This is a genomic window from Brevundimonas sediminis (assembly GCF_048799765.1).
Classification (GTDB): domain Bacteria; phylum Pseudomonadota; class Alphaproteobacteria; order Caulobacterales; family Caulobacteraceae; genus Brevundimonas.
On the sequence record NZ_JBLYQK010000032.1, the window covers coordinates 1 to 22,840 of the forward strand.

At 69.7% G+C, this 22,840-nt stretch carries 23 protein-coding genes and 1 pseudogene; 8 read left to right on the forward strand and 16 right to left on the reverse strand.

All coding sequences use genetic code 11. The features are described 5' to 3' along the window. Positions 1-438: pseudogene (locus ACLQ7T_RS13710) on the reverse strand (hypothetical protein); the annotation flags it as partial. 19 nt (positions 439-457) lie between these two features. After that, positions 458-667: a hypervirulence associated TUDOR domain-containing protein gene (locus ACLQ7T_RS13715; RefSeq protein WP_420479925.1), complete on the reverse strand. Its 210-nt coding sequence runs from the start codon at positions 665-667 to the stop codon at positions 458-460. 335 nt (positions 668-1,002) lie between these two features. Between ACLQ7T_RS13715 and ACLQ7T_RS13720 the strand changes: the two genes are divergently transcribed. From ACLQ7T_RS13720 to ACLQ7T_RS13735, 4 genes are all read left to right on the forward strand, one after another. Further along, positions 1,003-2,217, forward strand: a complete 1,215-nt coding sequence (locus tag ACLQ7T_RS13720) for an NADP-dependent isocitrate dehydrogenase (RefSeq protein ID WP_420471613.1) — start codon at positions 1,003-1,005, stop codon at positions 2,215-2,217. A gap of 194 nt (positions 2,218-2,411) precedes the next feature. After that, positions 2,412-3,008 (forward strand): DUF2939 domain-containing protein, encoded by a 597-nt coding sequence (locus tag ACLQ7T_RS13725; RefSeq protein ID WP_420479926.1) that lies wholly within the window; start codon positions 2,412-2,414, stop codon positions 3,006-3,008. Between the two features lie 77 nt (positions 3,009-3,085). After that, complete coding sequence (locus tag ACLQ7T_RS13730) at positions 3,086-3,640, forward strand: DUF2939 domain-containing protein (protein ID WP_420479927.1); 555 nt, start codon at positions 3,086-3,088, stop codon at positions 3,638-3,640. Then, positions 3,637-3,978, forward strand: a complete 342-nt coding sequence (locus tag ACLQ7T_RS13735) for a hypothetical protein (RefSeq protein WP_420479928.1) — start codon at positions 3,637-3,639, stop codon at positions 3,976-3,978. The genes ACLQ7T_RS13730 and ACLQ7T_RS13735 overlap by 4 nt, the downstream gene beginning before the upstream one ends. Here the strand turns inward: ACLQ7T_RS13735 and alaS are convergent. Further along, positions 3,975-6,620, reverse strand: coding sequence for an alanine--tRNA ligase (gene alaS / locus ACLQ7T_RS13740; RefSeq protein WP_420479929.1), 2,646 nt, complete (start codon positions 6,618-6,620; stop codon positions 3,975-3,977). The genes ACLQ7T_RS13735 and alaS overlap by 4 nt on opposite strands. Before the next feature lie 641 nt (positions 6,621-7,261). Between alaS and ACLQ7T_RS13745 the strand changes: the two genes are divergently transcribed. Further along, the gene (locus ACLQ7T_RS13745; RefSeq protein ID WP_420479930.1) at positions 7,262-7,567 is read left to right on the forward strand and encodes a hypothetical protein; all 306 of its coding nucleotides are present in this window, start codon (positions 7,262-7,264) and stop codon (positions 7,565-7,567) included. A 255-nt stretch (positions 7,568-7,822) separates the two neighbouring features. Here the strand turns inward: ACLQ7T_RS13745 and recA are convergent, their stop codons facing one another. The 5 genes from recA to chpT form a co-directional block, all read right to left on the reverse strand. Continuing rightward, on the reverse strand, positions 7,823-8,902 hold the full coding sequence (recA, locus tag ACLQ7T_RS13750) for a recombinase RecA (RefSeq protein WP_420471609.1): 1,080 nt from the start codon (positions 8,900-8,902) through the stop codon (positions 7,823-7,825). A gap of 243 nt (positions 8,903-9,145) precedes the next feature. Beyond that, positions 9,146-11,026 (reverse strand): M20/M25/M40 family metallo-hydrolase, encoded by a 1,881-nt coding sequence (locus ACLQ7T_RS13755; protein WP_420479931.1) that lies wholly within the window; start codon positions 11,024-11,026, stop codon positions 9,146-9,148. A 64-nt stretch (positions 11,027-11,090) separates the two neighbouring features. Then, positions 11,091-11,906: a CheR family methyltransferase gene (locus tag ACLQ7T_RS13760; protein ID WP_420479932.1), complete on the reverse strand. Its 816-nt coding sequence runs from the start codon at positions 11,904-11,906 to the stop codon at positions 11,091-11,093. A gap of 4 nt (positions 11,907-11,910) precedes the next feature. Then, the gene (locus ACLQ7T_RS13765; protein ID WP_420471606.1) at positions 11,911-12,288 is read right to left on the reverse strand and encodes a response regulator; all 378 of its coding nucleotides are present in this window, start codon (positions 12,286-12,288) and stop codon (positions 11,911-11,913) included. A 97-nt stretch (positions 12,289-12,385) separates the two neighbouring features. Continuing rightward, positions 12,386-13,042: a histidine phosphotransferase ChpT gene (chpT, locus tag ACLQ7T_RS13770; RefSeq protein WP_420479933.1), complete on the reverse strand. Its 657-nt coding sequence runs from the start codon at positions 13,040-13,042 to the stop codon at positions 12,386-12,388. 89 nt (positions 13,043-13,131) lie between these two features. Between chpT and cysQ the strand changes: the two genes are divergently transcribed. After that, positions 13,132-13,917 carry a 3'(2'),5'-bisphosphate nucleotidase CysQ gene (cysQ, locus tag ACLQ7T_RS13775; RefSeq protein WP_420479934.1) on the forward strand — a complete coding sequence of 262 codons (786 nt, stop codon included), beginning with the start codon at positions 13,132-13,134 and terminating at the stop codon, positions 13,915-13,917. Positions 13,918-13,927: 10 nt separating this feature from the next. Here cysQ and ACLQ7T_RS13780 read toward each other — a convergent pair whose 3' ends face one another. The 3 genes from ACLQ7T_RS13780 to yczR all read right to left on the reverse strand — a co-directional run bounded on the left by ACLQ7T_RS13780 (position 13,928) and on the right by yczR (position 17,154). Then, complete coding sequence (locus tag ACLQ7T_RS13780; RefSeq protein WP_420479935.1) at positions 13,928-15,178, reverse strand: hypothetical protein; 1,251 nt, start codon at positions 15,176-15,178, stop codon at positions 13,928-13,930. 103 nt (positions 15,179-15,281) lie between these two features. Then, positions 15,282-15,626: a hypothetical protein gene (locus ACLQ7T_RS13785; RefSeq protein ID WP_420471602.1), complete on the reverse strand. Its 345-nt coding sequence runs from the start codon at positions 15,624-15,626 to the stop codon at positions 15,282-15,284. 91 nt (positions 15,627-15,717) lie between these two features. Beyond that, positions 15,718-17,154 (reverse strand): MocR-like transcription factor YczR, encoded by a 1,437-nt coding sequence (gene yczR, locus ACLQ7T_RS13790; RefSeq protein ID WP_420479936.1) that lies wholly within the window; start codon positions 17,152-17,154, stop codon positions 15,718-15,720. Positions 17,155-17,214: 60 nt separating this feature from the next. On the opposite strand from yczR, the gene yczE reads away from it, so the two are divergent. Then, positions 17,215-17,832 (forward strand): membrane protein YczE, encoded by a 618-nt coding sequence (gene yczE, locus ACLQ7T_RS13795; protein ID WP_420479937.1) that lies wholly within the window; start codon positions 17,215-17,217, stop codon positions 17,830-17,832. 62 nt (positions 17,833-17,894) lie between these two features. On the opposite strand, the gene ACLQ7T_RS13800 is transcribed toward yczE, so the two are convergent. Beyond that, positions 17,895-18,023, reverse strand: a complete 129-nt coding sequence (locus ACLQ7T_RS13800; RefSeq protein WP_420479938.1) for a hypothetical protein — start codon at positions 18,021-18,023, stop codon at positions 17,895-17,897. 58 nt (positions 18,024-18,081) lie between these two features. Continuing rightward, a complete protein-coding gene (locus ACLQ7T_RS13805; RefSeq protein WP_420479939.1) occupies positions 18,082-19,713 on the reverse strand; it encodes a peptide chain release factor 3 in 1,632 nt (543 codons plus the stop codon). A 182-nt stretch (positions 19,714-19,895) separates the two neighbouring features. Here ACLQ7T_RS13805 and ACLQ7T_RS13810 point away from each other — a divergent pair, with 182 nt between their 5' ends. Beyond that, positions 19,896-20,036 (forward strand): hypothetical protein, encoded by a 141-nt coding sequence (locus ACLQ7T_RS13810; RefSeq protein WP_420479940.1) that lies wholly within the window; start codon positions 19,896-19,898, stop codon positions 20,034-20,036. A gap of 16 nt (positions 20,037-20,052) precedes the next feature. On the opposite strand, the gene ACLQ7T_RS13815 is transcribed toward ACLQ7T_RS13810, so the two are convergent. The 3 genes from ACLQ7T_RS13815 to ACLQ7T_RS13825 form a co-directional block, all read right to left on the reverse strand. Beyond that, positions 20,053-21,666 (reverse strand): DUF1570 domain-containing protein, encoded by a 1,614-nt coding sequence (locus ACLQ7T_RS13815; RefSeq protein WP_420479941.1) that lies wholly within the window; start codon positions 21,664-21,666, stop codon positions 20,053-20,055. 88 nt (positions 21,667-21,754) lie between these two features. Continuing rightward, positions 21,755-22,135 (reverse strand): hypothetical protein, encoded by a 381-nt coding sequence (locus tag ACLQ7T_RS13820; RefSeq protein WP_420479942.1) that lies wholly within the window; start codon positions 22,133-22,135, stop codon positions 21,755-21,757. 180 nt (positions 22,136-22,315) lie between these two features. After that, positions 22,316-22,684 carry a four helix bundle protein gene (locus ACLQ7T_RS13825; RefSeq protein ID WP_420479943.1) on the reverse strand — a complete coding sequence of 123 codons (369 nt, stop codon included), beginning with the start codon at positions 22,682-22,684 and terminating at the stop codon, positions 22,316-22,318. Between the last annotated feature and the right edge of the window lie 156 nt (positions 22,685-22,840).

The window sequence follows — 22,840 nt, forward strand, 5'->3', positions numbered from 1 at the left end:
CAGGGCGGCGAGGATGGCGCGCGCACGGTCTGCGGCGGTCCCTGCGTTCGCGGCGTCGCGCGCTCCGCCGCGCAAGGCGTAGTCGCGCCCGTCGATCTTCAGCCCCAGGGTCTCCGGCGAGCCGTCAGCGTCGCCGAAGGCCCAACTGCCGGCCGATATCCGCGGGGCGGCGTCCGGTCCGGGGTCCATCGCGATCCGGATCCAGCCGTCGCCCGAGCCGCCCCAGGCCACACAGGCGTTGCCGTTGTCGCAGGCGGCGCGCCATTCGCGGAACTCCCGCATCTCCGGCGCCGGCGGCGGCGCTTCCGCGACGGCGGGCGCCGAGGGGGTGGCCGTCGCGTCCGGCGAGCGGGCGGGACCGGAGGCGTCGCCGGTCTCCTCCCGGCCGCAACCGGCCAGAAGGATCAGCGCCGCTGTCGTCAGGATCATCGCGCGCATGGCGTATTCCCCCTGAAGGTCAGAGCTTTCGCAGGCTGGACGGTTTGTGCGCGGCCCGGGCTCCGGTCTTCGCACTCTCCACGATGTACTCGGGATGGTCCACCGAGGCGGCGACCTTGTGATCCCTGATGCGGGTCGGCCGGGTCGCCTTGCGGATCACCTTTCCGGTGCTGCGGCCCTGACTGTGTCGCCACTCGACCCGGTCGCCCGGGTGCAGTTCCTCGGCCATCCTGCCGCTCCTTCAACCTGCGTTCGTAGTCAGCGAGGACGCGGCGCATCAGTTCCGGATCGACGAGAACCGGGGCCTCGCAGAAGGTGAGAATCCATTGCTCCGTGAGCTGGTCCACGTCATCGGTCATGCGCCCCGTCTGATCAGTCTTCGAACGTCTGAAAGGCCAACGAGCCCCGTCGGTCCGGCGTTCACCTTGGCCGTGAAAGACTTTTTCGGGGCAGGGTAAACGGCGATCACCCGCATCATGCCCGGTCGGGCTTTGCGCCCCGGGGAGACGGGGCTATACCCCCGCCGACCCTTTCATATTCCCCTAAGGCAGAGGCAGCATCCGCATGGCCAAGATCAAGGTCGAGAACCCCATCGTCGACATCGACGGCGACGAAATGACCCGCATCATCTGGCAGATGATCAAGGACAAGCTGGTCTTCCCGTTCCTGGACCTGGAGCTGGACTACTACGACCTGGGCATGGAGAACCGCGACGCCACCGACGACCAGGTGACCATCGACGCGGCCCACGCCATCCAGAAGCACGGCGTCGGCGTGAAGTGCGCCACCATCACCCCGGACGAGGCCCGGGTGAAGGAGTTCGGCCTGAAGAAGATGTGGAAGTCGCCGAACGGCACCATCCGCAACATCCTGGGCGGCGTCGTCTTCCGTGAGCCGATCATTTGCTCGAACGTGCCCCGTCTGGTTCCGGGCTGGACCCAGCCGATCGTCGTCGGCCGTCACGCCTTCGGCGACCAGTACAAGGCCACCGACTTCCTGATGCCGGGCGCCGGCACCCTGTCGATCAAGTTCGTCGGCGACGACGGCGAGGTGATCGAGCACGAGGTCTTCAAGTCGCCGGGCGCCGGCGTCGCCATGGGCATGTACAACCTGGACGCCTCGATCACCGAGTTCGCCCACGCCTCGTTCGCCTACGGCCTGCAGCGCAACTACCCGGTCTATCTGTCGACCAAGAACACCATCCTGAAAGCCTACGACGGCCGCTTCAAGGACATCTTCCAGGCTGTCTTCGACGAGCACTACGCGGCCGAGTTCAAGGCCCGCGGCCTGACCTACGAGCACCGTCTGATCGACGACATGGTCGCGGCCGCGATCAAGTGGTCGGGCGGCTTCGTCTGGGCGTGCAAGAACTACGACGGCGACGTGCAGTCGGACATCGTCGCCCAGGGCTTCGGCTCGCTGGGCCTGATGACCTCGGTCCTGATGACCCCGGACGGCAAGGTGCTGGAAACCGAAGCCGCCCACGGCACCGTGACCCGTCACTACCGCCAGCACCAGAAGGGCGAGGCCACCTCGACCAACTCGATCGCCTCGATCTTCGCCTGGACCCGCGGCTTCAAGCACCGCGCCAAGCTGGACGGCAACGCGGCCCTCGATAATTTCGCCGACACCCTCGAGAAGGTCGTCGTCGACACCGTCGAGGCCGGCTACATGACCAAGGACCTGGCCCTGCTGGTCGGCGACACCCAGTCGTGGCTGTCGACCGAAGGCTTCCTCGACAAGGTCGCCGAGAACCTGACGAAGGAACTGGCGGCCTAAGCCGGGGCGCTGACGCTCGCGACGCGGTCGCTCGCTGCTTGAGCGCTCAAGCGCCAGGCCGCGTCGGGTCGAGAAGGCGGAGCCTTCTGACCGCGGCCCAAAAGCAAAGGCCCGCCGGATTCGCGTCCGGCGGGCCTTTCGTTTGAGCGATCCGCCGGTTCGTGCATTGTGGTTGCGGTTAACGGAGGGCGGGCGTGAAAATCATCGGACGGCTTGTTCTGGCGGCGATCATCGTGGCGGTGGTCAGCTTCTTCGCCGCGCCCGGCGTGGCCTTCTTCGCCATCCGTTCCGCAGCGGACGCGAATGATGCGGCGGCCCTGTCGCGCCTGATCGACTATACGGCCGTGCGCCAGTCGCTGCGTCCACAATTGACCGGCAATCCCGCGGCCCAGGCGCCCGCGCCTTCCTTCCTTGAGGATCCGATCGGCGCCGTCCGGCGTCAGTTCGAGCAGGCGGTTCCCGCCCTCGGCCCCACCCCGGACACCTATCTGACGCCCGCCGCTGTCGGCGCCCTGACCCGGGGCGAAGGCCGCTATGCCTCCCAGCGCACCGCCGTTCCGGGCGCGGAGCAGCGCCGCGATCCCTTCCCCGAACCGGTCTTCTGGGGCGTCAATCGCGCCCGGATGGCGGTGACGGACGAAGGGGGCTCGAAGACGGTCTTCACCTTCGAACGTCGGGGCCCGTTTGACTGGCGTCTGGTCCATATCGGTCTGCCTGACGGCGTCTCGCCGGCGGCCCGGCCCGCGCCCGCGCCGGTCGCCGCGCCGCCGGCCTCGAAGAACGGCGGCTGACCACTTCCTCTGGCGCAAGTCCCCGGACTCGGGCAACCGTGGCGGTGGGGAGGCGTTACGACGCCAGAGGGAAGGATATGACGAAGAAACTGCTGACCGGCGCTCTGCTGGCGGCGGTGGTCCTGCTGGCCGCCGCCTGGGGTCTTGCGCCCGTCCTCACCGGGCAGGCGCTGATCCGCGCTGCGCGCGCCGGCGATGCGCAGAAGCTGGAGCAGCTGGTCGATTTTCCGGCCCTGCGCCAAAGTCTGAAGGACGAACTCCAGCAGGAACTGGTTCGTCGGGTCGGCGACGACCCGAGGCTGGCCGAGCGGGGTCTCGGCGCCCTCGGCATGATGCTGGCGCCGATGATCCTCGAAGGCGCGGTCGACGCGGTGGTCACCCCCGAGGTGCTGGCCCGGATGGTCAACACCGCCGAGGCGCCCGATCCGACCCGGCCGGCTCCACCCGAGCCCGGCGACGCAAAGGACGGCCGGGACATCCATCAGGCCTGGGGCTACCGCGACCTGAACCATTTCGCCGTGACCCTGACGGACCGCGATCACCCGGACCAGCACCTGGCCCTGATCCTGGAACGCCGCGGCCTGTTCCGCTGGCAACTGGCGGCGATCGATCTGCAGAGCGACGGGGCGTGAGCGGCTCCTGGGCCGACGTCGGGCAGACCGTTGAAGATCTGGTGGCGGAACGCCCCGACGAATACGGTTCCGAGGTGCGGGCGGTTATGGCCGACCTTCTGGCGCTGATGGAGAGGCTCGACGGCGCGCGGCCTTACATCGGTCCCGGCTACTGGCCGACCTTCGTCCTGAACTTCGATGAGCCCGGTTTCGAGAATCTGCAGCTGGAAGTGTTCGGGGACCGGATCGAGGTCTACCGGTTCACGGACCAGCTTTTCGATGTCCGGGAAGAGAAACACGTGCCCGGAGAAGGCTTCTCTGAAGCCTTCATCCGGGACCTGCCGACGTCGAACGCCTAGCCCAGCGCCGCCCGCACCGCCGCCAGGCCGTCCTCGGCCTTCGAACCGTCCGGGGCGCCGCCCTGGGCGAAGTCGGGCTTGCCGCCCGCGCCCTGACCGCCCATCGCCAGCACCGCCGCGCGGGCCAGATCGGCCGCATTGACCTTGCCGACGATGTCCGAGGTCGCGGCGACGGTGACCGCCGCCTTGCCGTCGGTGACGCCGATCAGGGCGACGACGCCCGAACCGACCTGTTTGCGGAAGTCCTCGGCCACGCCGCGCAGGCCCTTGCCGTCCACGCCGTCGAGGACGCGGGCGATCAGCTTGACGCCGTTGATCTCTTCCGGCGCCGCATTGGCGCCCGAGCCGCCGCCCAGGGCCAGCTGCTTTTTCAGCTCGGCGACCTGCTTCTCCAGCGCCTTGACCGAGGTTTGCAGACCTTCGACCCGGCCGGCCACATCGCCGGTCTGGACCTTGAAGTCGCGGGCCAGCTTGCGGGTCACCCCGGCCTGTCCTTCCAGGTACAGACGCGCGGCCTCGCCGGTCAGGGCCTCGATCCGGCGAACGCCGGAGGCGACGCCGGTTTCCTGAATGACCTTGAACAGGCCGATGTCGCCGGTGCGGGCCACGTGGGTGCCGCCGCACAGTTCGACGGAGTAGGGGGCGTTGTCGCTGACCAGCGAGCGGCCCAGCGTCAGGACGCGGACTTCCTCGCCGTACTTCTCGCCGAACAGGGCGATGGCGCCGGCCTCGATGGCGGCCTCGGGGGCCATCAGTTTCGTTTCCGCCGGGACGTTCTGACGGATGACCGCGTTCACCTCGGCCTCGATGGCCGCCAGCTCGTCCTCGGTGACCGGGGCGGCGTGGCTGAAGTCGAAGCGGGCGCGTTCAGCGTCGACCATCTGGCCCTTCTGGGCTACGGCCGCGCCCAGCACATTCTTCAGCGCCGTGTGCAGCAGGTGGGCCGCCGAGTGGTTGGCGCGGGTGGTCAGACGCTTGCCGGCGTCGACCGTCTGGGCCGCGCGGGCGCCGATCTCCAGCCTGCCCGCGGTGATCTGGGCCGACAGGACGTGCAGGTCGCCGGCGTGCTTCTTGACGTCGATGACCTCGGCTTCACCGCCGGGCCATTCGAAGGTCCCGTGGTCGCCGGCCTGACCGCCGCTCTCGGCGTAGAAGGGGGTGGTGTCGAACAGGACCTCGACGATGTCGCCGGCCTCGGCCGAGTCCACCGGTGCCCCGCCGTTCATGATGGCCAGGACCTCGCCCGAGCCCTCGACAGCGTCATAGCCGGTGAAGACCGTCGGCCCCAGACGGTCGCGCACGGACAGCCATTCGGCGGCGTTGGCGGTCTGGCCCGAGCCCTTCCAGTTTTCGCGCGAGCGCTGGCGCTGCTCGGCCATGGCGGCCTCGAAGCCGTCCACATTGACCGAGAAGCCGCGACGGCGGGCCTCGTCCTGGGTCAGGTCCAGCGGGAAGCCGTAGGTGTCGGACAGGGTGAAGGCCGTCTGGCCGTCCAGCATGTCGCCGGGGCGGAAGCCCTGCACCGCGGTGTCGAACAGGGCCATGCCCTTCGACAGGGTGGTGCGGAAGCGGATCTCCTCCTGCTTCAGCGTGTCCTCGATGAAGGGCTGGGCGCGCTTCAGCTCGGGATAGGCCTCGCCCATCTCGCTCACCAGCGTCGGCACCAGACGGTGCATCAGCGGGTCGGCGGCGCCCAGCAGGTGGGCGTGGCGCATGGCGCGGCGCATGATGCGGCGCAGGACATAGCCCCGCCCTTCGTTCGACGGCGTCACGCCGTCCGCGATCAGGAAGGAGGACGAGCGGAGGTGGTCGGCGATGACCTTGTGGCTCGACGCATGGGCCTCATCCGACTTCGTCGAGGTGGCCTCTTCCGAGGCGGCGATCAGGGTCTGGAACAGGTCGGTGTCGAAGACCGAGTTCTTGCCCTGCAGCACCGAGGCGATCCGCTCCAGCCCCATGCCGGTGTCGACCGAGGGCTTCGGAAGGCTGCGAACGATCTGGTCGTTCTCCTTCTCGAACTGCATGAAGACATTGTTCCAGATCTCCACGAACCGGTCGCCGTCCTCATCGGGCGAACCGGGCGGGCCGCCGGCGACGTGGTCGCCGTAGTCGTAAAAGATCTCGGTGCAGGGGCCGCAGGGGCCGTTGTCGCCCATAGCCCAGAAATTGTCGCTGCCGGCGATGCGGACGATCTTGTGATCCGGGAAGCCGGTGACCTTCTTCCAGATGTCGAAGGCCTCATCGTCGTCGATGTAGACGGTGACCATCAGCCGGTCGGGCGACAGGCCGAAGTCCTTGGTGACCAGCGACCAGGCGCGGTCGATCGCGTGTTCCTTGAAATAGTCGCCGAAGCTGAAATTCCCCAGCATTTCGAAGAAGGTCAGGTGGCGCGCGGTGTAGCCGACGTTATCCAGGTCGTTGTGCTTGCCGCCGGCGCGCACGCATTTCTGCGAGCTGGTGGCGCGGGGCCAGGGCGGGTTGGCGGCGCCGGTGAAGTAGTCCTTGAACGGGACCATGCCCGCGTTGACGAACATCAGCGTCGGGTCGTTCTGCGGCACCAGCGGAGCCGAGTGGACCTTCTCGTGGCCGTCGGCCGCGAAGAAATCGAGATAGGTCGAGCGGATCTGTTTCAGGCTGGTCATAAGAACGATCGTGCTAGCGGGGGCCGGACGCCGGACGGCGTCGGGGGAAGACCGGGCGTCATATAGGGATTTCGGAGGGAAATCACCTGTCCGCGCCCCGCTTCGGTCAGGGCGCGTCCCATTGGAGTTCGGCGGCGCCACGGTGTCGGCGCCCATCTGTCGAACAAACACAGGGATCAGCCGCGCGCGCCATTTCCCGTACTCCGCCGGATGGGTCAGTGCGGCGAAGCCTTCAGCCTCCGGAAGCCCGTCGACGCCCTGCCCGGCGGTGACCGGACCGGCTTCAGGACTATGGACGTCAACGTGGCCCGGCTCGCCGTCGATGACCCCGCCGCACCAACCCGGTCCGACGCAGAGCTCTCTCATGAGGGCGTTACAGCGGGAGGCCTGCTTCATCCGGGAAGTCTGTGGCCGGACCCGCTCGAGGGCAGGACGGGACCGCCCGGATTCGCCGGGCCGGATGACGGATCACCGGAGCGGATCGCACGGGGAGCGGACGCCGAAGGCGGCGGGTGTGAAGGGCGTGTGGGCGCGGACCGTTCGGCAACCGTTGCGGTAACAGCTATTTGACTTGCAGCTCAAGGTTACAGGCCTGCCAACTCGGGATTGCACATGTCGTGCAACTTGCATTGGAGGATGTGATGAAGCTGAAGACCCTCGGCCTCGGCGCCCTGACGGCCGTTCTGGCCACCCTGGGCTCCGCCACCGCGATGGCGAACGGCGGCTACACCTGGTACGACAACCAGTACTATCCGCTGGCCTTCTCCTACACCTACTACGCGGACGCCGCGAAGACCCAGCCGCTCGGCACGGTCACCGACACCTGCGTGACCAGCTATGATCCGATGTACGCGGCCCAGGTGTCGGTGCCCTACATCCCGACGGCCTACTACGACGAAGAGTTCATCTACCACTGCGGCGACATGGGGCCGGTCCTCCTGCCCTGACGAAAAAAAGGCCGCTCAACCCCGGCGGGGAGTTGAGCGGCCGCTCCGTCCGGTCCCGGCCCGGCGGGGTCGGATGGCGGGTCGCCGGACCGGATCGGAGAAGTGTCTGCAGGCGGCGCGAAGGAGCCGAAGCCCGGGCCCGGGATGTCGCCGGTCAAGGCGTGCGAAGGACGCGGGCGCTGCAGGCCCAGACGGCTTCGTCTCAGTCCCGGGCGTCCGGGCCGCTCGTCCCCCGCGAAGGCAGGGGGAGGGCGATCAGCCCTCCAGGTCCTGCCCCTCGTCCGGCTCGGGCGTGCCGAGCATGTCGTCGGCGATCTTGTTGGTCGAGGCGCGCACGGCCTTCTCGATCGCCGCGGACACATCCGGATTGGCCTTCAGGAAGGCGCGAACGTTCTCGCGACCCTGACCGATGCGGGTCGAGTCATAGCTGAACCAGGAGCCCGACTTCTCGATGATGCCGGCCTTGACGCCCAGGTCGATGACCTCGCCCAGCTTGGAAATGCCCTCGCCGTACATGATGTCGAAGATGACCTCGCGGAACGGCGGGGCGACCTTGTTCTTGACCACCTTCACGCGGGTGGTGTTGCCGACCACCTCGTCCCGGTCCTTGATGGCGCCGGTGCGGCGGATGTCCAGACGAACCGAGGCGTAGAATTTCAGCGCATTGCCCCCGGTCGTGGTTTCGGGCGAGCCGTACATCACCCCGATCTTGTGGCGGATCTGGTTGATGAACAGGACGATGCATTTCGACTTGTTGATCGAGGCCGTCAGCTTGCGCAGGGCCTGGGACATCAGGCGCGCCTGCAGGCCGGGCAGGCTGTCGCCCATCTCGCCCTCGATTTCCGCGCGCGGCGTCAGGGCGGCGACCGAGTCGACCACCACGATGTCCACGGCGCCCGAGCGCACCAGGGTGTCGACGATTTCCAGCGCCTGCTCGCCCGTGTCGGGCTGCGACACCAGAAGGTCGTCCAGGTTGACGCCCAGCTTCTGGGCGTAGACCGGGTCCAGCGCGTGTTCGGCGTCGACGAAGGCGGCCACGCCGCCCTTCTTCTGGACTTCCGCGACGGTGTGCAGGGCCAGGGTCGTCTTGCCCGAGGATTCCGGTCCGAAGACCTCGATCACCCGGCCGACCGGCAGACCGCCGATCCCCAGGGCCATGTCCAGACCGAGCGACCCGGTCGAAACGCTTTCGATCTCCGCGACCTGCCCGGCCTTGCCGAGCTTCATCACCGAGCCCTTGCCGAAGGCGCGATCGATCTGGGCGATCGCCGCCTCCAGAGCGCGTTGCTTGTCGCCGTCTTCCTTGCCTACCAACTTCAGAGCCGCCTGTGACATTGCCTTCGTCTCCCTTGCCATGATTCCCATCTGGTTTCGGGAGAGACCCGCCACGGACCCGCCCCCTCGTTGTGTGAGGCGGACTATGGACACGTTTTGTTCCGGTTCACAAGATGTTCTCTTTCTGTCCTTGCGAAGTTCCCGTTCCATGCGTCCAGAAATGACGCATCCGTTCATCTTCCGGCCGGGCGTCGAGCGAAGGCCGATGTCGGAAAGCTGATATCCGCCAGTCTCTTGAGCCTGTCAGGGAGTCGCGGCCGCGATCATGGGCTCGACCAGGGTCGCGGCGCCGGACAGGCCCGCGCCCAGCAGCAGGACGGCCAGGGCGATCATCAGCACGGGGCGGCGAGCGGCGCCGTCCGGGCCGAGCGGCCGCACCAGCATCAGTCCGGGCAGGCCGAGGATCGCCAGCACGCCGGGCAGGTCCATGCCGATTCCGAGGAAGACCGGATGCGCCAGGCCGACCAGCCAGGCGCCGCCGAGCACGGCCGTCAGCGCGACGGGCAGGGGGGCGGTCGGCTTGAGGAAGGCGGGGTCGTGGAGGGCGGCGACCATCGCCGCCCCGGCCGTCAGCAGGGCCGGCCAGAGCAGGAGGAAGGCCGTTCCGGGCGCCGCCGCCTGGGCGCCGGCCGCGAGGACGAGCATCAGGGCGATCAGTCCGGTCCAGCCGCCCCACAGGGTCCGGGCGGCCAGTTGCGGCGCGAGGGACAGGCCCGCCGCCATGCCGCCCGCGATCAGGACGGGCCAGCTCAGGCCCGCCAGCGGCACGCTGGCCAGGGTCAGCATCGCAAGCGCGCCGGCGGAGACCCGGCGATCCGGCCGGGCGCGGCCGCCGAGGACGGCGAGGATCATCGCCAGGACGGCGATGGCGGCGCCCGCCTCGAGCCAGGGCAGTCGCGCCAGCAGGGTGTAGTAGGCGTCCGCGCTGTCGATGCGTCCGGCCATCGGTCCGCCCAGTGCGCGCACCACGTGCAGGACCACCCATCCGGCGGACAGGAACCACAGGCCGTCCACCATCCCGCGGCCCACCTCGGCGGCGGTCAGCCCCATGCGCCTGCGGGCCAGGGCGCAGGCCGCGCCCAGCAGCCCCGCCGCCAGACCCCACAGGATCCAGCCGGTCTCCGGCGGATAGTGGATGATGATCCGGCCGAACAGGTCGGCGAAGACGGCGTCGCGTCCGGCCGCCGGCAGGGCGGGCGCCCGCAGCAGGGCGTCGGCGCTCTCCAGCGCCTGGGCGCCGATGTGCTGGACGCTGCCCTGATCCAGTTGATCCGGGGTCGAGGACGCCGCGTGGTACTGGTCGGGTCGACCGATGAAGGCGAAGTTCAGCCCCTGCACCCCGCGCCGCGCCGGGATGGTGAAGTCCGTGCCGTTCGGCATCTGGCGGTAGACGAACACCGCCAGGGCGTTGGAGGTCACCCCGCCCCCGATCCGGGGGGCGCTGTCGGCGAACAGGGCGACGGTCTCCGCATTGCCGACCCCGGTTTCGAACATCATGGCCCGGCCCCCGCCGCCGCGCGCCTCAAGGTTGACCACCGCGCCGATGCGGTCGCGCAGGGGGTGGCCGCCCCAGAAGACGCGGGCGCCGTCCAGGTCCAGTTCCTCGCCGTCGGTCAGCAGGACCACCAGCGTGCGGTCCGCCGGTCCCCGCGCCCGGATCGCCCGGACCGTCTCCAGCACCGCCGCCACGCCGCTGGAGTCATCGGCCGCCCCCGGCGAGTTCACCGTGGTGTCGTAGTGGGCCATGAGGGCGACGGCGGGCAGGGTCGGATCCCGCCCTGGCAGGACGCCGACCAGATTGGTCACGCTGTAGTCGGCGGCGGCCGGATCGCCCCCCGCCCGCTCCAGCCGGCGGATGGCGCCCGGCGACAGCGGGCCGGTCTGGGTCGAGGTCTGCAGGCCCAGCGCGCCCATCCGTTGGGTCAGATAGGCCTGCACCCGGACATGCTCGGCCGAGCCGACCGGGTGCGGCTGTCGGGCGATGGCCCGGATGTCGATCATCGCCCGGTCGCTCGAGAAGGCGGTCGCGGGCGCCGTGGCGGGGGCCGGCCGGGGGACCTGCAGGGTCAGCACCCCGACGCCCAGCGCGATCACCAGAGATCCGATCAGCCACCACAGCCGCATGAAGACGCTCCCCTGTCCAGACGACGGCGACGCTAGGGCATCCCGGCGGATTAGCGAAGGGGGATCAGGCCGCGCGACGGATCGACGAGGGCGCCTTCACGAACAGGCCGCGGCGGCCGGACACGGCGCGGAAGGCCACGCTGTCGCCGTCGATCCGCTCGTCCGGTCCGAGGAACAGGACGCCGTCATCAACCAGTCGTCGCTCCAGATTGTCCAGCACCTGCGTCCGACGGGCGGGGTCCACGTCGTCCAGCAGGTTCCGGCAGAAGATGACGTCGAACCGGACGTCGTCCGTCGGCGCGTCCAGCAGATTGGCGCGGGCGAAGTGGACGGCGGCGCGCAATTGCGGCTTGGCGATCCACGCCTCGTCGGTCTGGTCGAACCAGCGCAGCATGGTCTCGGCCTTCAGACCTCGCTGGATCTCGAAGCCGGTGTAGGCGCCGGTGCGGGCCTTCTCCAGCGCCCGCTGGGACAGGTCGGTGCCGGTCACCTCGACCGGCGCGCCGATCTCGAGCCCGGTCATGGCGATCGACAGCGCCTCCTGCCCGGTCGAGCAGCCGGCCGACCAGATGCGCACCGGCTGGCCGCTGCGCGCCCGGCTGAGCGCGGGCAGCAGTTCCTTGCCGAGGGTGTCGAAGGTCGGGCGGTCGCGGCGGAACCAGGTTTCGGGGTTCAGCAGGGCCTCGATGATCGCCCAGCCCAGGGTCGCCACCGGCTTGGCCCACAGCGAGGCCAGCATGGCGTCCACAGTCTCGAACCCCTCGCGGCGGGCCACCGGCCCCAGCCGATGCTCGGCCAGCTTCATCCGGTCGCGCGCCAGCCGGAACCCCGCGCGCGAGGCCATCAGCGATTGCAGGCGATCGAAATCCTCCGGCGACATGGGTTCAGACGGCCCCCACCTCGGCGAATTTCGAGCTCAGGATTTCGCCGTCGAACGGCTTCATCACATAGTCGTCGGCGCCCGCGGACAGGGCCTCGGCGATGCGGTCGGCGCGGGTCTCGATGGTGCAGAACAGGACCTTGGGCGCGTCGCCGCCGGGCAGGGCGCGCAGGCGGCGAAGGAAGGTCAGCCCGTCCATCACCGGCATCGACCAGTCCAGCAGGATCACCTCGGGCAGCAGGCCGGCGCAGAAGGCCAGGGCCTCGGAGCCGTCGGCGGCTTCATCGACCTCGAAGCCGAGGCCCTCGACGATGCGCCGCGCGACCTTCCGGATGATCCGGCTGTCGTCGACGATCAGACAGGTCCTGGGGGTCAAGCGCATATCCTGAAGGCGACTCGGGCCGCAACGCCCGCGTGTGCATTGTCCTTTATGATCGCCCCGACCCGGTTAACGAGTCCTTGGGAAACCGGCTTAAGCCTCAGTTAGGCATGCGGGCGGTCAGCGACACCCGGCCCTCTTCGGTCTGGACGTCCAGCGCGCCGCCGGCGTCGCGGGCGGTCAGCCACAGCCAGTAGGGCTGGATCCACTGGCCGGGAAGGCCCTCGGTCAGCGGCTGTCCCGCCAGACCGGCCACCGCCTCGCCCTTCAGCCGCGCGCGCGGTCCCTCGGCCCGGCCCTCGATCACAATGCCGTCGCTGGCGATGTGGGTGCGCACCGTGGCGGTCCCGCCGGAGGGCAGGGCGGCCATGGTCAGATAGGCCAGGTTCACCAGCGCCCGCGCCTGCGGCTTGGAATAGGTCCCTTCGGTCACGGCCCAGTCCAGGGTCGCGCGGCCGCCTTCCGTCAGGCCCGTCACCAGCACGCCCAGCTCGGCGCCCGAGAACCGCTCGGCCGACGTCGCGGCCCCGAACGCCACGCGGGCGAAATTCACCAGGGCGATCATCTTCTTCGAGCTGGCCTCGATCAGGCCCATGGCGTCGTCGCGCATGTCCTGGGCGGTCGGGTCCTTCAGCAGGTCCAGACCCGAGCTGATCGCGCCGGCCGGGCTGATGAAGTCATGGCACAGCTTGCCGGCGATGAGGGTGGCGAGGGCCTGTCCGTCGGGCAGGGCGGGAGTCGGCGCGGTGTCGGTCATCGGGTCCGGGAGAGAGCGTGCGGAGTATCCCCAAGGCTGACCTGATTTGCCGGTTCTTCAAACCGCCGGGATGCTCTATCGGTCCCGGCATGAGCAAACGACTGATCGCCGACCTCGCCTCGGGCGCCCTGGCCGAAGCCCTGGCCGACATCGCCGAGGACGCGGCCCGCGTGATCCTGCCCTACTGGCGCAACGGCGTCGTGGCCGAGACCAAGGCCGACGACAGCCCCGTCACCCGGGCGGACCGGGAGGCGGAAGCCCTTATTCTGGACCGCCTGGCGACCCTCTATCCCGGCGTGCAGGCCGTGGCCGAGGAACAGGTGGCGGCCGAGGGCGCGCCCGCGACCCTGAAGGAATGGTTCTGGCTGATCGATCCGCTGGACGGCACGCGCGGCTTCGTCGAGGGCCGTGAGAGCTACACGGTCAACATCGCCCTGATCCATCGGGACACGCCGGTCGCGGGCGTGGTGACGACCCCGGCCACCGGCGTCACCTGGCGCAGCGGCGCCCCCGGAAAGGGCGCCTTCCGCCGCCGGTTCGGCGAGGCCTGGGCGCCCATCCAGGTGCGGGAGCGCCCGGCGGCGCCGATCGCCCTGATGAGCCACAGCCTGACCGATGAGGAAGCCGACCGTCTGGGCGTCCGCTACGGCTGCGCCCAATGGCAGGGCATGGATTCCTCGCTGAAATTCTGCCTGATCGCCGAGGGGCGGTTCGACGCCTATCCGCGGGTCGGCCCCACGTCCGAATGGGACACGGCGGCCGGGCAGGCGGTGCTGGAAGCCGCGGGCGGACGGGTCATGGCCGAAGACGGCGCTCCGCTGCGCTACGGCAAGCCGGGACACGCCAACGGCGGCTTCGTGGCGCTGGGCGGCTAACGGACGCCGGTCAGGCGGCGGGTCGGCCGGCGGCTTCCGGCATGGCCAGTACGGCGCGGTCGGCGAGCGTGGGCGCGCCCTCCTCACGGGCCGTCTCCAGCGCCTCGGCCAGCATCAGGCCCACCATCCGCGCCGGCGTGCCGGTCAGGCGGGCGCGGGCCATGGCCAGTTTCGCCATGCTGATCTGATCGGCGGCCCAGTCCAGCGGACGGGCGCGCCCGGCCTCGGACAGGCGACGGCGCACGGCGGCCTCCAGACCGACCAGCCCCTTCACATCGCCCAGGGCTTCGGCGGTGGCGACCTCGGCGGCGAGTCTGCGCTCGCGCACCAGCGCCCCCAGCAACAGGCCCGGCTCGCAGGTCATGGCCTCGGCCTGCGCCAGTACGATCAGCGGGCTGTGCTCGGCGACGCCGGCCAGCAGGACGGCCGCCCAGTCCAGCGGGCTGTGATCCGGGGTGAACTGGTCCGCGGCGGCGTCAAACAGGGCGCGACCCTGGGCGGCGGCCGTCGTGTCCTTCGCCAGCGTCGCCAGCGCGATCATCCCCGCCCCGGCCAGGGCGAGGGCGCGGGCGCGGGTCAGGGGGCGCTGGTCGGACGACGCGGTCTCGACTAGGGCGCGCAGATCGCGTCCCGCCTGATCCAGCATGCGCGGGTCGCGGCGCGCCACCCCCGCCTCCAGCAGCAGGGCGGCGCGGTCGAGCCGCAGTTCGTCCGCCACGGGCGGGGGCAGGACGCGGGCGTCGTGGACCGCGGCGTCCAGCAGGGCGGCGGCGTCCATCAGCGCCGACGTCTCGCCGCTGAGGCGCGCCCGGCGGGCCGACACGCGGGCGTGCAGGGCGGCGGCCGACGACCGGGTGGCGGCCCGTTCGCAGGTCAGGGCCTGCAGATCGGACAGGGCGGCGGTCAGGGTCGCGGGGCCGCCGAAAAGGTCGAAGCGAAGCAGATGAATGGCGGCGGATTCGATCGCGGCGGCGGCGGTCTGATCCAGGTCGCCGGTATGCCGGGCGGCGTCCGAGGCGGCCGAGGCGGCGCGTTCCAGACTGGCGCGGCTGCCGGTCCGGCGCGCATGCTCCCGCCACAGGGCCGAGGCGCGCATCCAGCCGTCGAACGGTCGCCGGGCCGAGATCCGCCCGGCGTCGACGGCCTCCCGCCGCGCCTCGATCTGCACCAGATCGGGTCCGATCAGCTCCAGCCAGCCGAGGTCCTCGCTTTCGCGGGCCTTCTCGAACAGCTTTCTCAGATCACGGCCGAATTCGAACATGTACGCCAGCTCCGGGCCCGTCCCGCTTCGGGACGGACGATGTGTCCCCGGACGGTCTCCAAGCAAACGCAGCGCCGCGCGGGTGGTTCGACTTGAAAAAACCTCAACCCAGACGGGGCGCGCGGGCGCGGCAGCGCTGCAGTTCGGCCCGGGCGTCGGCGTTGTCGGCGCTCAGCTCACGGACGGCGCGGATGCGGGCGCGGGTCTGCTCGGTCTCGGCGAGGGCGGCGTTCCGGCCCATGGCCGCGGCGGCCTGGGTCGCGGTCAGGGACCAGTAGAGGGCGGCGTCATACAGGGCGCGCCCGTCATTGCTCTCCCCGCCTTCCAGCTCCGACGCCGCCTGGGTCAGGCCGGCGCAGCGCACCACTCCCTCGTAAGGCAGGGGCGAGTCCGGCGCGGCTTGCGCGCCCGACAGGGACAGAAGGGCCAGCATGGCCGCGAGTGACATCGAATCCTCCACGGCACGCCCCGGCCGTCTCACGCGCACAGAGAACCACGCGCGCGTGACGGAAGGAAGGCCGGCCTGTGTCGCAGACGCCTTACAGCACCACGCCCTCGTTCCGCGGCGGCGTCCGACGCGGCTTCCGGTCCAGCAGGGCCCACGCCTTCGCCAGCCGGTCGACCGCCTGATCCAGCTCGGTCTCCGGCAGGGTGAACGGCAGGCGGACGAAGCGCTGGAAGGCGCCGCCGACGCCGAACCGGGCCCCCGGCGCGATCCGCACATCCAGGCGCGCCGCCGCCTCCGCCAGCGCCTCGCTGGCGGGGCGCGGCAGTCCGACCCACAGCGACAGCCCGCCCGCCGGACGGGCGGCTTCCCAATCGGGGATGGACGCCGCCAGCCGGGCGCGAAGATGGGCCTCGCGCGCGGCCAGTTGCCGTCGCCGCTCGTCCAGGGGCGCCGGGTCGCCGGCCAGCAGGGCCGCCGCCGCCAACTGTTCGATGATCGGGACGCCGAGATCCATCGAGGCCCGGCTGCGGACCAAGGCCTCGACCACGCCCGATGCGGCCCGGATCCAGCCGATCCGCAGACCGCCCCACCAGCTTTTGCTCATCGAGCCCAGGCGAACCACGTGGTCGCCGTGATCGACGGGCGGCGGCGGCGACGCGTCGAAACCCAGCTCCCTCAGCGTCTCATCGAGGATCAGGATCGCCCCCGCCCGGCGGGCGCCGGCGGCGATGGCGGCTTCTTCCCCGGCCGTCATCACCCGGCCGGTCGGATTATGGTGCGCGCCGATCAGATAGATCAGGCGGGGGCGAACCCGTTCGATGGTCGCGGTCAGCGCCTCGATATCCCAGCCCTCGGACGGCAGGGCGACCGGCGCGGGCTTCAGACCGGCCCGGACGATGGCGTCAATGGCGTGGTGGAAGGTCGGGTGGTCGATCACCACCGCATCGCCGGGCCGGGCCAGCGAGCGCAGCAGCAGGGCCAGCGCGTTCTGGGCGCCGGCCGTGACCACGATCTCGTCCGCCGAGGTCTTCAGACCCAGAGCGTCATAGGTCTTCGCCACCGCGAGGCGCAGGGCGGTGACACCGACCGGACCGTAGCCGTGCCCCGGCAGATGGGCGGGCAGGGAGGCCAGGGCGTGGGCGTAGGCGGCGTGCACATGCGGTCCGGCGGGCATAACCGCCGTCGCCATATCGATCACCCCCGCCGCGTCACGGTGGTTCAGCGGATCGCGGCGGCCCGCCGGTCCGGGCGGCAGGGCGGTGAAACTGCCTGAGCCCACGCGGCTGACCACGAAGCCGTCGGCCCGCAGTCGGTCCAGCGCGCTGCTGACCGTGATCCGGCTCAGCCCCAGAGCCTCGGCCAGCCGCCGCTCCCCCGGCAGCCGCGCGTCCAGCGGCAGTCGCCCGTCCAGCACCAGTCGTTTCAGGGCCTCGGCGAGGCCCCGGTAGGCGGTCTCGTCCGCATGGCTCCGGCGCCAGTCCTTCAACTGGCGGGTCAGGGCGACGGTGTTGACGATGGGCGCGTTCACAGGGCCACCGTCCACCAAGTGGCTCTATAAAACAAGGCCGGTTCTGCCAGGGTCTGGCGCATGTTCCTGCGCCGCTTCACCCAGCTTCAACTCGGCCTGTTCCTGTACGGCCTCTCCATCGCGCTCATGGTCCGCGCCGAGCTCGGCCTGAATCCGTGGAGCGTCTTCCACCAGGGTCTGTCCGACGTCACCGGCGTCAGCATGGGGCTGGTCGTCAACGGTGTGGGCCTTCTGGTGCTGTTGTTGTGGATCCCGCTGCGTCAGAAGCCGGGGATCGGCACGATCTGCAACGTCCTGCTGATCGGCACGGTGGCGGACCTGTGTCTGCGGGTCCTGCCGCCGCTGGACGCCCTGTGGCTGCGGTCCGTCTTCCTGATCGCCGGCGTCCTTCTGAACGCCGTCGCGACGGGCGCCTATATCGGAGCGGGCCTGGGGCCGGGACCGCGCGACGGCATCACCACCGGCCTGCTGCGGGTCACGAAATGGGAGGTGCGCTGGGTCCGCACCGGCGTCGAGGCGACGGTCCTCGCGCTGGGCTGGCTGATGGGCGGAACCGTCGGCGTCGGCACGGTCCTGTTCGTGGCGACCACCGGGCCGCTGCTGCAGATCTTCCTGCCGATGTTCACCCGGCCGGAGGTCCCTGTCCGGACGCCCGGACCCGTCGCCTCCTCTTCCTAGATCAAGGGCGGCGGTCGAACGGGCTCCGTGGGCCTGCTTAACGGTCGCGGCCGTTCCGTCGCCTATCCGACGAAGACCCCGGCGAGGGCGATCGCAAATGCAATCAGGATGCTGATCGCCGAGGCGGCCGCCGCCGCCGCGCCGGCCACCAGCACGATCATCAGGATGCGATCCTCGCGTGACTTTTTCATGCGCCCCCCTGCGGTGAAGCGCGAGGCCGGGGCGATGCCCGGCCTCGCGGCTGCGTTCTCAGCCCCGTTCCTTCGTCTTCGTGAACGCCACCTTCGGGAAGCGCTCGCCGACGTAGCCGGTTTCCCAGCTCGACTTGGCCAGGAAGACCGGATCGCTGTCGATGTCGGTGGCCATCTGCGGGCGGTATTTGCCCATGAAGTCCTCGACGTCGGCCTTCTCGCCCTTGATCCAGCGGGCCTCGGCATAGGGGCTGGGCTCGAAGATGACGTCCAGTCCGTATTCCTCGCCCAGACGGTCGGCCATGACCTCGAACTGCAGCTGGCCGACGGCGCCGACGATGAAATCAGAGCCGATCTCGGGGCGGAACAGCTGGGTCACGCCTTCCTCGGCCAGACCCTCCAGCGCCTTCTTCAGGTGCTTGGCCTTCAGCGGGTCCTTCACGCGTACGCGCTGCAGGATTTCCGGGGCGAAGTTCGGCAGGCCGGCGAAGCGGATCAGGCCGCTTTCCGACAGGCTGTCGCCGACGCGCAGCACGCCGTGGTTCGGAATGCCGATCACGTCGCCGGCGAAGGCGTCCTCGGCCAGCTCACGGTCGCTGGCGAAGAACATGATCGGGGCGTTCACCGACAGCTGTTTGCCCGTGTTCTGCACCTTCAGCTTCATGCCGCGCTTGAAGCTGCCCGAGGCCATGCGGAACATGGCGATGCGGTCGCGGTGGTTGGGGTCCATGTTCGCCTGGACCTTGAACACGAAGCCGGTGACCTCGTTTGAACCCGGCTCGACGGTCAGGTCGACCGGGGCGGGGGCGTTGCGGGTCTCGGGCGGGGCTTCCTTCCGGGCCTTCATGACCTTGGGCGCGGGAGCCCAGTCGCCGATGGCCTTCAGCAGTTCGTCGATGCCGAAGTGGCGCAGGGCCGAGCCCCACAGCACAGGCGTCATGTGGCCTTCGAGGAAGGACTGGATGTTGAACGCCGGATAGCCCGCCTCGACCAGTTCCTGCGCCTCGACCAGGGCCTCGTGCTCGCCGTCCTCGAAATACGACGCGGCGTCGGCCAGCGGCAGGGCGTCGGGGTGGGGCACGTCCTCCTTCGAGCCGGCGGGCTTCCTGGCGTAGGGCTGGAACCGGCCCGTGCCCATCTCGACCATGCCGCGCAGGCGGTTGCCGCTTTCGGCCGGCCACCAGATCGGGGCCGGGTCCAGCTGCAGGCGGGACGCGATCTCGTCCAGCAGGGCCATCGGGTCCTGCGCCTCGCGGTCCAGCTTGTTGATGAAGGTGATGATCGGAATGTCGCGCAGGCGGCAGACCTCGAACAGCTTCAGCGTCTGCGGCTCGATGCCCTTGGCGGCGTCCAGCACCATGATGGCGCAGTCGGCGGCGGTCAGGGTGCGATAGGTGTCTTCCGAGAAGTCCTCGTGGCCCGGCGTGTCCAGCAGGTTGAACATCTTGCCGTCGTGCTCGAACGTCATCACCGACGCCGAGACCGAGATGCCGCGCTCCTTCTCGATCTTCATCCAGTCGGACTGGGTGCGGCGGTTCTCGCCGCGCGCCCGCACCGCGCCCGCCGCGCGGATCGCGCCCCCGGACAGCAGGATGTGTTCCGTCAGCGTCGTTTTACCGGCGTCCGGGTGGGCGATGATGGCGAAGGTCCGGCGACGACCGGCTTCTTCGGGAAGAGAGAGCTTGGACATGGGACGCGCGACCTACCCCGGACCGCGCCGAAAGTCACCTGACGCGGGGTTTTCCGCCGGATCGGTTCGTCACCGAAAGTGAATATCCCTTGGCAACGAAGGGATATCGGGATCATTGTTCAGTCAGGCGAGACGGTCCGGTCACGCAATCGGGCCCCGCCTTTGGAAACGAAGGAACGGACATGGCCCTGCATCACCCGCTCGACGACCACCCCGCCCGCCGCGAAGACGGCCCCCATCCCGCGATCTGCCTGATCCTCGGCTTCGGCGTCATCGCCCTGGGCGCGACGATCGTGCACATCGTCTTCAACACCCTGGTCTGAGGCGGGACGGCCGGGCTCACGCCGCGTCCGGCGCGCCTTCCTCCTCCTCCTCGTCTTCCGCCTCGACCGCCGCTTCGTCGGGGGTCTGGTTCCGGGCGGCGGCGATCAGGTTCCGGGCGCGGCGGACATAGCTGCTGCGGTGCGGACTGTTCGCGACCGGCTGAACCGTCAGAACCGCCGCATCGGGCATGCCCCGGCTGAGATAGGCCTCGCCCAGTCGCATGCGGGCGTCGAAGGACTGGGGCGCCAGGGTGACCGCGACCTCAAGCGTCGCCAGATCGTTGTCCGTCGGATACTGCGCCTGGCCGGCGCGGGTGTCGTTCAGGCCCAGATAGATCCGGAAATCCAGCGGCTCGGAATCCATCGCGCGCGCGAAATAGCCGCTGGCCCGACGCCTCAGCCTGACCGCGGCCTCCGGATCGGCTGACGCAACCTGGTCCAGCGTCGCGAAGCCGGCGATCCTCAACATCTCCCCGTCCGTCTCGTTGTCGTTCAGGAGCGGCTGGAGCGCCGCCATGGCCGCGACGGGGTCCAGCGCCAGGCGGTGGGCTTTCGCCGTGGCGAGGATGGCGATGCGCTCGTCCGGATAGCGCGCCGCCACCGCGAGGGTCTCGCGGATGAGGGCCGCGCGCGTCTCCGCGGCGTCCCGTTCAGCCCGTTCCCGACGCTGGCGCTGCTGGGCGGTCTCATCCTGGGGCGTGTCGCGGGCCGGTTCCTTCACCGCGGTCGCGTCAAGACGCATGTTCAGCCAGGCCAGGGCGGACTCGGCGGCGGACAGGCGGGTGACGGCGACCTCGGGGTCCGGCATGTCGATCGCCGGGGTCAGGACATTGATCTGGCCCAGCAGGTAGCGGCGCAGGTCGTCCTGCAACTGACCGGCGGTGCGTCCGGTCGCCTGCTGCATCGCCGACACCGAATCCTGCCCGTTGACGACCAGGTTCAGGTAGCGGCCCAGCATCTGGGTCCGCTCCGGCGTGCTCATGAAGTAGTGGGTCATCGCCCAGGCCTGGGCGTAGTACTGGTGGCCGGGGAAGCGGCCCGACGCCGTGTACCGCCAGGTCAGCAGGTCCTCCATCGGCGCCCAGGTGTTGGCCCCCCGGGTCAGGGAGTTCATCCGGCCGGGATTGTGCCGGCCGAACTGGTAGCGGTCGTCCCGGATGTCGGCGGTCGAATAGTATTCCGCGAAGCCTTCGACGAACCACGACGGGTAGGCGTTCGATCGCATCTGGAACATGAAGTGGTGCGCGTATTCGTGGAACAGCACGACGTCGCCGCTCATGGCGTCCAGATCCACCACCGCATGGATGCGCCCGCTGTTCGGGGAATAGTAGCCGCCGACCCCCGCGCTGATCCCCGGCGAGGCCAGCAGCATGTCGCGACGCCCGTCAGCCAGGAAGATGTCCAGCTTCGGGATCTCGTGGTCGACCTCGATGGGGTAGTAGCGGCGCAGCAGGGCGTCGAAGCGTTCGGCCTTCTTCGCGTACGCCCGGATCTGGCTCTCGGAGACCGCGCCATAGACGACAAAGTGGGCCGTCTCGGCCCGCAGCCACTGCGCCTGCGCCGGCGCGGCGACGAAGGCCGTCAGCGCGGCGAGCATGGTCAGGACGGTTCTGAAAAGACGGGCCGTCATAGGCTATCCCCCGAAAGCACAACGAGAAGATAGCAATAGAGCACGCTACGCGAGAATCAACGCCGCGGACGCGCCGCGCGATATTCTGTCACGCGGCCAGACGCATCCAGACAGCCTTGTCGGCGGCGACGGCGTCCAGCTTGCCCTTGCTGGCGCGGGTCTTCAGCTGGCGCATCACCATGTCGGGCAGGGCGCAGAACTGCGGCTCGACCAGGTCGGGATTGCAGCCTGCTTCCGGCGCGGCGAACAGGGCGGCGTTCACGTCCGGCGAGCGGTCGTGGATCAGCCAGGCCAGACGGCGCGCGCGCTGCGGGTCGGTGTGGTGGAGCAGCGGGTCCTCGGCGAACAGCTCGCAACCCAGCTCCAGCACATAGTCCAGATCCAGCGCTTCGAACCGGCGCGCGTCGCCGGGCGTGACCGGGCAGGCCTCGTCCAGATCAAACACGACGTCGTTCAGAAGAAACAGCATCCGGAACACCCACCATCAGTTCGGGCTCATTGCGGCCCGTTGAAGCTGACCATAGGCGCCCCGGCTTGAGGTTCCGTGTGCGAACGCAGTTAAGGATTTGCGACGTTCCCGGGCGGCGTTAACCGGTCGGTGGGGATAGGGTCGAGGGTCGAGGGTCGAGGGGCAAGGCGGGGCGGGGCGCTAGCTGCGGCCGGGCGGAGCATCGAGGCGACGCTTGAGCTGGGTCAGCATTCGGCTGACTTCGTCGGCGAGTGAAAGGCTCGATGTGATCGCGGACTGCTCCAGGTGGCCCACTCGAACGGCGAGCAGCAGGAAGGTTTCCGTTTCCGCGAGTGATCCCCGGGCGATGGCGATGAACCGGGCGTAGTCTTTGCGGCTCCCGCGCTGATAGCCTTCCGCGATGTTGGCCGGCACGGATGCGACGGCGCGCTGCAGCTGGCTTGTCATGCCGAGTTGCTCGGTCTTCGGCAGCAGTCGGGCGACGTCGTAGACGCCGGCGGCGAGGTCCATGGCCCGGTGCCAGACGTTCAGACTCGTGTACCCGCTCACAGCTATCCTCCCCTCGACCCTCGACCCTCGACCCTCGACCCTCGACCCTCGACCCTCGACCCTCGACCCTCGACCCTCGACCCTCGACCCTCGACCCTCGACCCTCGACCCTCGACCCTCGACCCTCGACCCTCGACCCTCGACCCTCGACCCTCG